Origin of the sequence: Flavobacterium gilvum, from assembly GCF_001761465.1 — a bacterium.
Lineage (GTDB): Bacteria > Bacteroidota > Bacteroidia > Flavobacteriales > Flavobacteriaceae > Flavobacterium > Flavobacterium gilvum.
This window is the reverse complement of the sequence record NZ_CP017479.1, coordinates 4,311,865-4,324,794: the sequence shown is the minus strand read 5'-3', so window position 1 is coordinate 4,324,794 and position 12,930 is coordinate 4,311,865. Positions and strand designations below refer to the sequence as shown.

Below are 12,930 nucleotides of genomic sequence, written 5' to 3'. Positions count from 1 at the left end.
CATTTAGGCGTAAAAAAAACCATCCTTTTTTTGGATGGTCTTGAGAAATTAGGATAAAATGAGAAATTAATCAGGGATTATATTTTCTTCATTTGTTCTTTCATCATTGTGATTTGTTCTTTAAGCATGTTTTGCTTGTCTAGCTTTTTTGCTTCGTTCAACAAAGCAGTAGCTTCCAGTTTTCTTCTGCGGGACATGGCAACACCGGCAAGGTTTAATTTGGCAACAGCCAAATCCATGTCCATAGATAATCCAAGTTCAATAGCTTTTTTGAAATGCTTTTCGGCTTGGTTGATGTTTGTTTGCGAAAGCATAATTCCATGCAGGTAATTGAAATATCCTTGTTGTTTTCTGACCAAAGCTGTTTCCGGATTTTTGATGTATGCTAACCATTTTTTGGCTCCTTCAAAATCTTGTTTTCTTAGTTTTAAAAAGGCAAGTAGGATAAATTCGTTTTTGAAATATAAAAAAAGTGGAATTCCAGACAGCAGAATGAGAAAAATTCCGTTTCCTATATTACTTTCTGTAAATTGCCAGATACCAGTGATTATAATGAGTCCGACAAGAATAAGTTTAATATTTTTATGAAACATAATATGTAAAGATTTATGCGTGCAAAGATAGTAAAAGGATTTAAAAATATTTTTTAAAAACTACTTGCCAGAAAAAAAAGTCTTTGTATATTTGCACTCGGTTTTGAAGGAAGCAAAACTCAAAAAGAACTAGATACTATAATTAAGATTTAAATATACAAAGCAATGAGCAAAAGAACGTTTCAACCATCGAAAAGAAAAAGAAGAAATAAACACGGATTTATGGATAGAATGGCTTCTGCTAATGGAAGAAAAGTTCTAGCGCGTAGAAGAGCTAAAGGAAGACATAAATTGACTGTTTCTAGCGAACCTAGACACAAAAAATAATGTTTATGTAAACATCTATAAGGCGTTACTTTTTTTAGTATCGCCTTTTTTTATACCCAAGCGGTACTGTCTTAGTTGAGTTTGATATTTGTGGTTTTTATAACAAATTTCAAATTTTAAGTAATAAAAAAACAACAACTACAATACATAATAAAATGCCAAAAGATACATCAATTAAATCAGTTTTAATAATAGGTTCAGGTCCGATAGTTATTGGTCAAGCATGTGAATTTGATTATGCAGGTTCACAATCAGCTCGTTCCATTCGTGAAGAAGGGATTGAAGTGATTCTAATCAATTCCAATCCGGCAACAATTATGACTGACCCGTCTATGGCGGATCATATTTATTTGAAGCCGTTAACGACAAAATCTATTATTGAAATCCTTAAAGAACATCCGCAAATTGATGCGGTACTTCCAACAATGGGAGGGCAAACTGCCTTGAACTTATGTTTGGAGGCAGAAGAAAAAGGGATTTGGCAAGATTTTGGGGTAAAATTAATAGGTGTTGATGTAAATGCTATTAATATTACCGAAGATCGTGAGCAGTTTAAACAACTTTTGGAAAAAATTAAAGTGCCAACCGCACCTGCAAAAACGGCTACTTCGTTTTTGGAAGGTAAAGAGATTGCTCAGGAATTTGGCTTTCCATTAGTAATTCGTCCTTCCTTTACACTTGGAGGAACCGGAGCTGCTGTAGTGTATAAAAAAGAAGATTTTGATGTGTTATTGACTAGAGGTCTTGAAGCTTCACCAATTCATGAAGTTTTGATTGACAAAGCTTTAATGGGTTGGAAAGAATACGAGTTGGAACTTTTGAGAGATAAAAATGATAATGTAGTAATCATTTGTTCTATAGAAAATATGGATCCTATGGGAATCCACACAGGAGATTCAATCACTGTTGCTCCAGCAATGACTTTGTCTGACAGAACATTCCAGAAATTACGTGATTACGCTATATTGATGATGCGCAGTATCGGGAACTTTGCGGGTGGATGTAACGTGCAGTTTGCCGTTTCTCCAGACGAAAAAGAAGATATCGTTGCTATCGAAATCAATCCACGTGTATCGCGTTCATCTGCTTTGGCGTCTAAAGCAACAGGTTACCCAATTGCTAAAATTGCTTCAAAATTGGCTCTTGGATACAATCTTGATGAATTGCAAAACCAAATTACAAAATCGACTTCCGCTTTATTTGAGCCGACTTTGGATTATGTGATTGTGAAAATACCACGTTGGAACTTCGATAAATTTGAAGGAGCCGACAGAACTTTGGGACTTCAAATGAAATCGGTAGGTGAGGTAATGGGAATCGGTCGTTCGTTCCAAGAAGCACTTCACAAAGCAACCCAATCTTTGGAAATCAAAAGAAATGGAATTGGTGCCGATGGAAAAGGATACAAAAACTACGAGCAAATTATCGAGAAACTGACGTATGCAAGTTGGGATCGTGTTTTTGTGATTTATGATGCTATTGCGATGGGAATTCCGTTGAGCCGCATCCACGAAATCACAAAAATTGATATGTGGTTCCTAAAACAATACGAAGAACTTTATATTTTGGAAAAAGAAATTTCAAACTATAAAGTGGAGACATTACCAAGAGAATTATTGCTTGAAGCCAAACAAAAAGGTTTTGCCGACAGACAATTGGCCCATATGATGAGCTGTTTGGAAAGCGATGTACATACTTTGCGTCTGAACATGAATATCAACCGTGTGTTTAAATTGGTTGATACTTGTGCAGCTGAGTTTAAAGCAAAAACACCATATTATTACTCTACTTTTGAGGCTGAAATCGAAAAAGCCAACGGAGAGCGTTATGTTGACAACGAAAGTGTTGTCACTGATAAAAAGAAAATAATCGTTCTTGGGTCTGGACCAAACAGAATTGGGCAAGGAATCGAGTTTGATTACTCTTGTGTGCACGGAGTTCTTGCCGCAAAAGAATGTGGATACGAAACCATCATGATCAACTGTAACCCAGAAACGGTTTCAACTGATTTTGATACAGCCGATAAATTGTATTTCGAGCCGGTATTCTGGGAGCATATTATTGATATTATCAACCATGAAAAACCGGAAGGTGTAATTGTACAATTAGGAGGTCAAACTGCATTGAAACTGGCTGATAAACTTTCAAAATATGGTGTAAAAATCATTGGAACTAGTTTTGATGCCTTGGATTTAGCTGAAGACAGAGGTCGTTTCTCTGATTTATTAACAGAATTACATATTCCTTTCCCTAAATTCGGTATTGCTGAAACAGCTGAAGAAGCATCTGTATTGGCGGATACTCTGGACTTCCCGTTATTGATTCGTCCTTCGTATGTATTGGGAGGTCAAGGGATGAAAATCGTAATCAACAAACAGGAGTTGGAAGAACACGTTATCGATTTGTTGAAAACGATTCCAGGAAACAAATTACTTTTGGATCATTATTTAGATGGTGCGATTGAAGCAGAAGCTGATGCAATTTGTGATGCAGATGGTAATGTTTACATCATAGGTATAATGGAGCACATCGAGCCTTGCGGAGTTCACTCTGGGGACAGTAACGCTACATTGCCTCCTTTTAACTTAGGAGAATTCGTGATGCAACAAATAAAAGATCATACTCACAAAATTGCGAGAGCATTAAAGACAGTTGGTTTAATCAATATCCAGTTTGCGATAAAAGACGATACGGTTTTTATCATAGAGGCGAATCCTAGAGCTTCAAGAACGGTACCGTTTATTGCAAAAGCGTATGGAGAACCTTATGTAAACTATGCAACCAAAGTAATGTTGGGACATAATAAAGTAACCGATTTTGACTTTAATCCTCAATTGAAAGGATTTGCCATCAAGCAACCGGTTTTCTCTTTCAGCAAATTCCCGAATGTAAACAAAGCATTAGGACCAGAAATGAAATCGACTGGAGAAAGCATCTTGTTTATTGATGACTTGAAAGACGATCAATTCTACGAATTGTACTCCAGAAGAAAAATGTATTTGAGTAAATAAGCTCAAGTTTATATATTGAAAAAGCCCCAATTTAGGGGCTTTTTTTTGTTTAAAGTTAGGGAGCGCGGATTTGCAATCACAAGTGTTCGGAAGATTAACAATATATTATTCGACTCATTTTTTACACTATATTGTCATTCCGAGGAACGAGGAATCTTAGATAGCGCGGATTTGCAATCCGTGCCCACAAAGTATATAGCCATAGGAAATAATAAAATAAAGAGGGTTAAAGGATAGAAAAATAAAGTTGACTGATAGTAGGAACGGGCACGGATTGCAAATCCGCGCTATCGGGTTAAAAGAAAATCCGTGTAATTAGTGACAGTAATATTCTATTTTTCTTGTAATTAATGATGTAGTGATATTATCTTTGGAATATTTTTTCTTTATCCAATTATTATAAGTATCATAATCAGTTTCAATATTAATTGTTTCTGTTTTTTCTTTATTGCTATAAAAACTATCTGATTTCCAATTTGAAACTATGCTTTTTGGAGTCGTAATTGTTTTGAAAAAACTGCGAATTTGTCTTTTTTCATCATAATAATATGTACAATCAGAAATTGAGTCTTTGGATTTATATATGTGTCTGGAATTTCCTAAAAAATTTCTATTATATGTTTCTAAAATCTCTAATGAAAAGTTTTTGTGTTTTATCTCTTTTTTAATTTCTTTCCAAAGTTTCGTTCGATATTTTATTGTTATTAAAGTGTCTTTTATTTTTTTGTATTCAAAAATTATAGAATCGTTTGGGTTTAGTGTTTTTTCATCCTTATCACCCGTAATACTTGCTCCCAAAGTGATACCAAAACCATTTTCTGTGTTAATGAAAAAATCTTTTATTAACCTTCCTTTTTTATCATAAATATAGGTGTTGTAATGTCTTAATGTATCTTGGGTATAAAATTCTTGTTTTATTAATTTTTTTTTATCGAAGCGGTTAATGTATTGCTCTTTAAAATTGTTGTAATAATACATATTTGTAGAATCTGGGTAATCTGAGAAATTATTAAAAAATTGTTCTGAAATTATTCTGGTTTTTCCATCCTCTTTTATTTTTATGTTTTTTATTCTTTCTAATGCATCATATTCGATAGTCTTCCATTCATTATTATGCGATTTGTCAAAATATACATGCTTTGTTATGTTTCCATTTTTAGCAAAGAATACCTTATTAGCAGCTGTAGTTGTATCAATAGTTTTGTTTTTTTCATTAAATGAAGAACTTTTAATTTCTATACTTTTTACGCAACCATTAAAATCTATGGAAAGATTGTTATTAATATCTCCTTCAATTGGTTTTTTTTGAGAATAGATGAATAGATTTGAAAAAAATAAAAAAAGGAATATTATGTTTGTTTTCATTTAATTGGATTTAATGGGGGCTTTTAATAACTAATTTTTTTTTTTACATACCTAATTCAATTCTCTGTTTAAAATAGAGCTAAATTCTTTCTTGTTTTTTTGAAGTTTTTTAAGCCTTAAATTTAAAGAAAAAAGCCATTATTAGGTTTTCTTCTAATTCTGGTTATAAAATTATCATTCTGTTTGGTTTTGTGTTTTTAAACTCATTTATATCAATACTGTAAAGATTTGGAGAAGGAAATTTAGAATAATAATTTTCAATATATCCCCCGAGTAAATACAGTTTTTCGTTTAAGAAGAATAGTTTGGAGGCTTTCATGGGTAAATTAATTAAGTATTCTTTTAGTTCTTTTGAATAAATATTGTAAGTATAGATTTTTTCGTTTTCAAATAAGTAAATCAAATCGTTGTTTGAGCCAATTGCAGGGCTACTTAATGTACAAAACATATTTCCTTCTGTTTGCCATTTTTCGGTAACTAAATCAAAACTTTCTATTATTGACAATGGATTTCCGTTAAAACCACCAAATAGGAAGATCTTGTCTTTAATCAGAATCCCCGTAGTTTCTTTGGCAATTGGCATTGATTCTAATTCATACCAATAACCAGAATCAAAATCATAGGAATGAACTTTGTCTGTGTATTGCTTTATTCCTTTTTGACTCATTTTTATAGAGCCTCCCATGACAATTAAATTGTTTTTATAGGTGAAAGAAGCAAATTCTGCTGCTTGATGAGGATTGGTGTTATCAATTGTAATGGTTTGTCTATTTATGTCAAATACTTCGATTTTATTATCCAGATATTCGAATAAACCATTCGCAGAAATGCTTTTACCTCCTATGACATAAATTTTATTGTTGTATTCGTTTAGATTATGATAAGCTCTTTTTCTAAATTTTATTTTCGAGACATCCCAACGATCATTTTCTATGTCATAAACCATGATGTTTCCTTTGTACATCTGAGCTGAATTTGGATATTTAAGTTCATTGATGAAATCTGTCAATGTTGGATCAGGGTTTTCATATTGTAATTTTTTCCAAGCATCTCTTTTAAAAGAGGCATCACCGCCAATTACATAGATTTTATTATCCTTTAAAACCGAACCAAAATTAGAAATTGCATATTTTAGCGGAGCTAGTTTTGTATATGAAATTTTTGATTTTAATTGTTTGTTTTGGGAAAATGAAAGAGCCACTTCATCTAAAAGTTCTGTTTGTTCATCAAGAAAAATTGTGAATTCATTTTTCTCAAATTCGTTGAAGCTTATTTTTTTTGTAGTATAACCAATATGAGAGAAATATAAAGTGTCAATTTTTTGAAGTTCTGTAATTTTTTCCAATTTGAATTTGCCAGCTTTATCAGTTGTAGTAGTTGAATTGAAAGGCTTAATGGTAATATTTACTCCTTCAATGGGGAGGTTGCTTTTTTTGCCAATTACGGTGCCAATACTATTTTGTGCGATTGAAATTGCAGGAAAAAAAAGTAGAAATAAAATTACTGTTTTCAAAATGTATGTTTGTTTATGGGATTTTAAAAAGATTAAAAATAAGTAATTTCTTTAAAATGATTCATGAAAACTGCAATATTCTGATGTCGTGAATTTTTTATCCGCAGCTTTCACACAGATTATATGTATAATGATTATTATTAAAGAAATCCGTGTGAATATGTGAAATCTGTGGCTGATTTGTCGTGACGAAATCCAGTTTAATTTTGCCTCATAAAATCAAAGGCTCCTTTTCGGAGTTGTATTCCGTATTCGAGATAGGCTTTCATGCAGGCGAGGAAATTGGCCCAGCCTTCGGTGTTTCCCAAAGCCCATTTTAGGTTTTTTTCGTTGTAAGGTTTTCCGTCTTCGGTTACTTTTACAACGGTGCTTTTGTCGGGTTGTGCTTCTAGAATAATTGTTACGACGGTTTCTGGATCCCAAACAAATGAAACGGAATGATTGATTTCGGTTTTGATGTTTTTTACGGGAACTTCCATTGGGAATTCGGGAAATTTCCAGATTAGTTCTTTTCCTGTTTCCATTCTACCAGTGCTTTCGGAGATGAAATAATTGGTCATTTTTTCGGGATTTACGATGCCTTCAAAAACGGCTGTGATTGGTTTTTGAATTTGTATTGTTGCTTTGGCTGTTAGGTTCATAAGTTTATTTTTTAATTTTTTTGGGAATGATCTTAAAAAAGCAAAATGCCGATTTTTAGCCCCGATAGCAGTGAAAATCCTTGTGTGCCGGGGTTCGGCACACAAGATTGTAACGGATAGCGGGAGGATATTTCTTAAAAGGCGAAATGTTTCTGCTCCCAAAAATCGGCATTTTGCGATTATTTCTTTTTCAGTTTTTCTTTGAAAAAATCAATGGTTCTCGTCCAGGATAGCGTGGCGGCGGCTTCGTCGTATCGGGGAGTGGTATTGTTGTGAAAACCGTGATTGACTCCGGGGTAAATGTAAGCGGTGTACTCGACTTTGTTCTTTTTGAGTACGGTTTCGTAGGCAGGCCAACCCTCGTTGACGCGCGTGTCCAGTCCTGCATATTGCAATAGGAGTGGGGTTTTGATTTTTTCGGCCTCTTCGGCGGTGGGTTGTCCTCCGTAATAGGGAACTGCCGCGGACAAAGTTGGGATTTTGACCGCCATCATATTGGCAATCCAACCTCCAAAACAAAATCCGACAACTCCTATATAACCGTTACAGTCTTTGTGGGATTTCAGGTATTCGTAGGCAGCAATAAAGTCTTCGAGCATTTCTTCTCGGGTGCGTTTTTTTTGAAGTTCTCGTCCTGCGTCATCATTTCCGGGGTAACCGCCCAGTGGTGTTAAGGCATCTGGAGCCAGGGTGATGAAACCTTCCAGTGCAGCTCGTCTTCCCACGTCTTCGATATAAGGATTTAGGCCGCGGTTTTCATGAACGACAATGATTCCGGGTAATTTTTTCTTGGCTTCTGCCGGCTCCGACAAAAGCCCTTTGATTGATCCTCCGCCTTTTGGTGATGAATAAGTAATATAGTCCGATTTCAGTCTCGGATCATCGGGTTTTACAGTGATGGAATCCACATAATTGGGAGTCATAAAACTAAGGAGCGAAGGAACCGTAAGGCTTCCTATTGCGAAAAGTGACAGTTTTTCGATAAATTGTCTTCTCTCTATTTTGTTGTGGGCGTAGTCATCGTACAGGTCAAAAATTTCCTGACTGATATCTTCTTTGGTTAGTTTTTTCATAATTTTTTTGGTTTGAACCAACTAATTTAGGAAAAAAAGTGATTGTTTTGGTAAAAACTCAATTTTCTGATTATGGAATTGAGGTGGTTTTTAGCATTGATTTTACTGATTAATTTGTAGAAATCAATTACTTTAAAAGTATTTTCATGATTTAAAAATGAAAAGATTTTTTTACTTTTGCGCCAATCAATATTTGAACTATGTACAAGACTTTTATACGCCCCATTTTTTTTTGTTTTGATCCCGAAAAAGTACACCACTTTACTTTTTCATTTATCAAATTAATCTCAAAAATACCTGGAATTCCATCGCTTTTAAAAGTGTTGTATCAGGTAAATGACAAAAGATTGGAAACGGAAGTTTTTGGTTTAAAGTTTAAAAACCCAGTGGGATTGGCAGCAGGATTGGATAAGGATGCCGTTTTGTACAAAGAGTTATCAAATTTGGGTTTCGGTTTTATAGAAATTGGGACACTTACCCCAAAAGCGCAACCGGGAAATGATAAAAAACGTTTGTTTCGACTTATAGAAGATTCCGGAATCATCAATAGAATGGGTTTTAATAACGGGGGAGTTCTGGAGGCAGTTGATCGATTAAAGAAAAATGACGGCGTACTTATTGGTGGAAATATAGGGAAAAACAAAGTGACTCCAAACGAAGATGCCACTTCTGATTATGAGATTTGCTTTGATGCTTTATATGATTATGTAGATTATTTTGTGGTAAATGTTAGTTCGCCCAATACGCCAAATCTTAGAGAGTTACAGGAAAAAGAGCCGCTTACCCAATTACTTCAAACTTTGCAGAATAAGAATTTGGCAAAGCCAAAGCAAAAGCCAATATTACTTAAAATTGCTCCAGATCTTACAGATGAGCAATTGCTGGATATTATTGATATCGTGAATGATACCAAAATTGCAGGAGTAATTGCAACCAATACAACAATCTCAAGAAGCGGATTACGTTCTGTAAATCAAACGGAAACAGGAGGGTTATCTGGAAAACCATTGACTTCACGTTCTACCGAAGTGATTCGTTTTTTGTCTGAAAAAAGCAATAAAGCATTCCCTATTATCGGGGTTGGCGGAATACATTCTGCACAAGATGCTTTGGAAAAATTGGAAGCAGGTGCAAGTTTGATTCAGTTATACACTGGCTTTATTTATGAAGGTCCGGCATTAATAAAAGAAATAAATAAAGCAATTTTGTCAAAAAAATAGTAGGATAACGATTTTTATATCTGTGTAACCCAAAACCTTTTTATATATTTGAAGGTTATGAAGGCAATAAAAATTATCGAATGTCCGCGAGATGCAATGCAAGGCATAAAAGCCTTCATTCCTACCGAAAGAAAGGTGAGTTATATTCAATCTTTGTTGCGCGTGGGGTTTGATACCATTGACTTTGGAAGTTTTGTTTCGGCCAAAGCCATTCCTCAAATGCGGGATACGGCCGAAGTCTTGGCGCAGCTTGATTTATCTAAAACAAAAAGTAAATTATTGGCTATTATTGCCAATTACCAAGGGGCCGAATTAGCATCCCAGCATTCGGCTATTCAATATCTAGGTTTTCCTTTTTCGATTTCAGAGAATTTTCAAATGCGGAACACGCATAAGACAATTGCGCAATCTTTGGTGACATTAGAAGAAATATTAAATCTTGCTGATAAAACCAATAAAGAAACCGTAGCGTATCTTTCCATGGGTTTTGGTAATCCTTACGGAGATCCCTGGAATGTTGATATTGTAGCGCAATGGACCGAAAAATTGGCTTCGATGGGTGTGAAAATTTTATCCCTTTCCGATACCGTCGGGAGTTCTACACCCGAAGTGATTGATTATTTATTTTCCAATCTGATTCCGCAATATCCTAATATTGAATTTGGTGCTCATCTTCATACAACACCAGATAAATGGTTGGAAAAAATTGATGCGGCTTACAAAGGTGGCTGTCGCCGTTTTGATGGAGCTATTCAGGGTTTTGGAGGTTGTCCCATGGCAACCGATAAGTTAACTGGAAATATGCCTACAGAGAAATTATTGTCTTATTTTACGGTTCAGAAAGAAAAAACTAATTGTAGTCCAATGAGTTTTGAAAGTGCTTATAATGAAGCATCAAAAATCTTTTGGGAATTTCATTGATTATTTGGCTTAAAAGCCGTAAATTAATTGGAATTAAACCAAAAAATAATTGTTGTTTTTAAAATGTTTTTTAGACCTTTAAAAAATAATTACATATAGTGGCAATGCGATGAAATATAGATTTTACAATAGGATTGTTTTAATTACTCTACTGATGTTATGCTCTTTTTCGTGTAGCAGTGATTTGAATTACGATCAGGTAAATAAATTTAATGCAAAGCCTGTTGTAGTTGCAAATCTGGCATATTTTCACGCGGATGCACCCGATTTTGTTGTAAACGGAAACGAAGTGCCTCTTCCTCCCTATACGGGCCCAGTCGGTTTTTTTGATAATTCTTTCGTAAACCAAAACTTGATAAAAGCCGAATTGAATTTTAGAGTTAAAAATACTATAAACAGATCCTTTACTATTTATATTACCTTAAAAGAAAACGATGGAACAGTTGTGGAAAATATTCCAATTTCTGTAGAAGCCTCTGTTGATGGTTCTGAAAAGTTAGGATATTCGGATCCATCACCTTTCGTATTTCCTGAATCCCAAATCGATTTATTAAAGAGGACAACCCAAATGACTTTTGAAGTTAATATGGATCCGGGGACACCGTTAACGGAAAACAGCCGGGGCAGAATTGAGCTGAGCTCAAGTATAACCGCATATTTTGATGTTAAATGAGAAAAATGACAATCCTTTTATGTCTAACAATTTCCTTTTATTGTTTTTCCCAAAATAAAGAAGTTTTATATAATTTCACCCCGCAACCCCAAAGTTTATTGCTTAATCCAGGAGCCGATGTAAAATACAAATGGTTTTTTGGAGTGCCTTTGTTGTCTGGAATTTCTGTAAATGGAGGTTCAACAGGTTTCGATGCTTATAGTTTGTTTGCAAACAATAATGTGGATTTTTCCATCAAAGTACAAAATGTAGTTGATTCAACCAGCAGGAACGATTATGTTACTGCCAACCAGCAGTTGGAAATATTTACCGCTGGTTTAAGAATTGGTGGAGAGGAAAATCCCTCGTACCTTTCTTTTGGAATGTATCAGGAATTGGATTCCTTTATTTATATCCCAAAAGATCCGGCTATTTTGGCTTTGTATGGGAACAAAGATTATATAGGCAAGTCGTTTAATTTGGGCGATTTGAGTGCCAAAGCGGAGGTGCTTTCGGTATTTCACGTTGGATTCAATAAGCAACTGAATGAGAAGTTGACAGTTGGGATTCGCGGAAAAATTTATTCCAGTATTTTTAATGCAACTTCTACCCATAATTCGGGATATTTTTATACTGTTCAGGGGAGTAATTTAATTTATGACCAGGTTATAAAATCCGATATACAGCTTAATACTTCGGGAGCTGCAAAGTATTTGGACGAAAACTATGATGGTGATTTAGCAACAGATTTCAGGAAAGATATTCCAAAAAAAGCTTTCTTTGGAGGAAATCTTGGATTGGGAATGGATTTGGGACTTACTTATTATCCTCAAAAAAATATTCAGTTGACAGCAAGTTTAGTAGATTTTGGGTTTATAAGCCATTCAAAAGACGTTGTGAATTATACCTTCAAAGGAGAATATGATCACAAGGGAGTTGTAAACGATTTTAATGACCAGGGAACTGCAGAAGATGCTTATCAGGATTTTAAAAAAGCCATTCCGAAGGAGGCTTCATATGATAAATATACTACACAACGTCCTCTAAAATTTTATTCTTCTTTCCAATATTCATTTGAAGAAGAAAGACAAACCGAATGTGATTGTGCAACCGATGAGGAATCCTGGTATCGAAGTGCAGTGGGCGCACAGTTTTTTGCTATGTCAACACCAAGAACTCCCATGCTGGCATTGACCGCTTATTACAGAAGAAGAATTCTTAAAGGATTACAAATGAAAGCTACTTATACTATCGATTCCTATTCTTTTTCAAATATTGGTTTGGGGCTGACAACAAAGATTGGTATGTTTAATTTTTATGCAATGGCTGATAATCTTTTGGCTTATAGTGATCTTTCCAAGGCAAATGCGCTCACATTTCAGATAGGATTTAACATAATAGCAGGCGGAAGCAGTAAATAGGGCAGAGAAAAATGATGAGGGGTTTTACCCACAAATTCGCAAATTTTAATAAAAAAATCACTTCTGAATTAGACTTTTTTAATGGAATTAATAATAATTAGTTTCTGAAAAAAGTAAAATTCAGGTTTTAGGGGGAATAAATTTGCGAATTTGCGGTCATTTTGAAAATTAGTGCTTTTGTCTTGTACATATT

Annotated in this window: 11 protein-coding genes; 6 read left to right on the top strand and 5 right to left on the bottom strand. The window is 34.5% G+C overall.

Going from position 1 to position 12,930, the window contains the following annotated elements; translation table 11 throughout:
* Positions 1-77: 77 nt before the first annotated feature.
* The gene (locus EM308_RS17515) at positions 78-593 is read right to left on the bottom strand and encodes a hypothetical protein (protein WP_035633183.1); all 516 of its coding nucleotides are present in this window, start codon (positions 591-593) and stop codon (positions 78-80) included.
* 165 nt (positions 594-758) lie between these two features.
* Between EM308_RS17515 and rpmH the strand changes: the two genes are divergently transcribed.
* Both rpmH and carB read left to right on the top strand, forming a co-directional pair.
* The gene (gene rpmH / locus EM308_RS17510; RefSeq protein WP_008464848.1) at positions 759-920 is read left to right on the top strand and encodes a 50S ribosomal protein L34; all 162 of its coding nucleotides are present in this window, start codon (positions 759-761) and stop codon (positions 918-920) included.
* A gap of 155 nt (positions 921-1,075) precedes the next feature.
* Positions 1,076-3,931, top strand: a complete 2,856-nt coding sequence (carB, locus tag EM308_RS17505; RefSeq protein WP_035633180.1) for a carbamoyl-phosphate synthase large subunit — start codon at positions 1,076-1,078, stop codon at positions 3,929-3,931.
* 315 nt (positions 3,932-4,246) lie between these two features.
* On the opposite strand, the gene EM308_RS17500 is transcribed toward carB, so the two are convergent.
* The 4 genes from EM308_RS17500 to EM308_RS17485 form a co-directional block, all read right to left on the bottom strand.
* On the bottom strand, positions 4,247-5,296 hold the full coding sequence (locus tag EM308_RS17500) for a hypothetical protein (RefSeq protein ID WP_035633177.1): 1,050 nt from the start codon (positions 5,294-5,296) through the stop codon (positions 4,247-4,249).
* Positions 5,297-5,459: 163 nt separating this feature from the next.
* Positions 5,460-6,809 carry a Kelch repeat-containing protein gene (locus tag EM308_RS17495; RefSeq protein WP_035633174.1) on the bottom strand — a complete coding sequence of 450 codons (1,350 nt, stop codon included), beginning with the start codon at positions 6,807-6,809 and terminating at the stop codon, positions 5,460-5,462.
* 200 nt (positions 6,810-7,009) lie between these two features.
* On the bottom strand, positions 7,010-7,450 hold the full coding sequence (locus EM308_RS17490; protein WP_035633170.1) for an SRPBCC domain-containing protein: 441 nt from the start codon (positions 7,448-7,450) through the stop codon (positions 7,010-7,012).
* A 179-nt stretch (positions 7,451-7,629) separates the two neighbouring features.
* Positions 7,630-8,523, bottom strand: a complete 894-nt coding sequence (locus EM308_RS17485; RefSeq protein WP_035633292.1) for a dienelactone hydrolase family protein — start codon at positions 8,521-8,523, stop codon at positions 7,630-7,632.
* Between the two features lie 200 nt (positions 8,524-8,723).
* Here EM308_RS17485 and EM308_RS17480 point away from each other — a divergent pair, with 200 nt between their 5' ends.
* The 4 genes from EM308_RS17480 to EM308_RS17465 all read left to right on the top strand — a co-directional run bounded on the left by EM308_RS17480 (position 8,724) and on the right by EM308_RS17465 (position 12,737).
* Positions 8,724-9,743 carry a quinone-dependent dihydroorotate dehydrogenase gene (locus tag EM308_RS17480; protein WP_035633166.1) on the top strand — a complete coding sequence of 340 codons (1,020 nt, stop codon included), beginning with the start codon at positions 8,724-8,726 and terminating at the stop codon, positions 9,741-9,743.
* Between the two features lie 57 nt (positions 9,744-9,800).
* Positions 9,801-10,664, top strand: a complete 864-nt coding sequence (locus tag EM308_RS17475; protein ID WP_035633164.1) for a hydroxymethylglutaryl-CoA lyase — start codon at positions 9,801-9,803, stop codon at positions 10,662-10,664.
* A gap of 109 nt (positions 10,665-10,773) precedes the next feature.
* Positions 10,774-11,337, top strand: coding sequence for a hypothetical protein (locus EM308_RS17470; protein WP_156101288.1), 564 nt, complete (start codon positions 10,774-10,776; stop codon positions 11,335-11,337).
* Positions 11,338-11,342: 5 nt separating this feature from the next.
* Positions 11,343-12,737 (top strand): DUF5723 family protein, encoded by a 1,395-nt coding sequence (locus EM308_RS17465; protein ID WP_316930222.1) that lies wholly within the window; start codon positions 11,343-11,345, stop codon positions 12,735-12,737.
* The last annotated feature ends 193 nt before the right edge of the window (positions 12,738-12,930 follow it).

Bases quoted from the DNA above. Each gene is read 5' to 3' on its own strand.
- EM308_RS17490 (WP_035633170.1), bottom strand. From the start codon at position 7,450: ATGAACCTAACAGCCAAAGCAACAATACAAATTCAAAAACCAATCACA.
- carB (WP_035633180.1), top strand. From the start codon at position 1,076: ATGCCAAAAGATACATCAATTAAATCAGTTTTAATAATAGGTTCAGGT.
- EM308_RS17475 (WP_035633164.1), top strand. From the start codon at position 9,801: ATGAAGGCAATAAAAATTATCGAATGTCCGCGAGATGCAATGCAAGGC.
- EM308_RS17465 (WP_316930222.1), top strand. From the start codon at position 11,343: ATGACAATCCTTTTATGTCTAACAATTTCCTTTTATTGTTTTTCCCAA.
- EM308_RS17500 (WP_035633177.1), bottom strand. From the start codon at position 5,296: ATGAAAACAAACATAATATTCCTTTTTTTATTTTTTTCAAATCTATTC.
- EM308_RS17485 (WP_035633292.1), bottom strand. From the start codon at position 8,523: ATGAAAAAACTAACCAAAGAAGATATCAGTCAGGAAATTTTTGACCTG.
- EM308_RS17470 (WP_156101288.1), top strand. From the start codon at position 10,774: ATGAAATATAGATTTTACAATAGGATTGTTTTAATTACTCTACTGATG.
- rpmH (WP_008464848.1), top strand. From the start codon at position 759: ATGAGCAAAAGAACGTTTCAACCATCGAAAAGAAAAAGAAGAAATAAA.
- EM308_RS17480 (WP_035633166.1), top strand. From the start codon at position 8,724: ATGTACAAGACTTTTATACGCCCCATTTTTTTTTGTTTTGATCCCGAA.
- EM308_RS17515 (WP_035633183.1), bottom strand. From the start codon at position 593: ATGTTTCATAAAAATATTAAACTTATTCTTGTCGGACTCATTATAATC.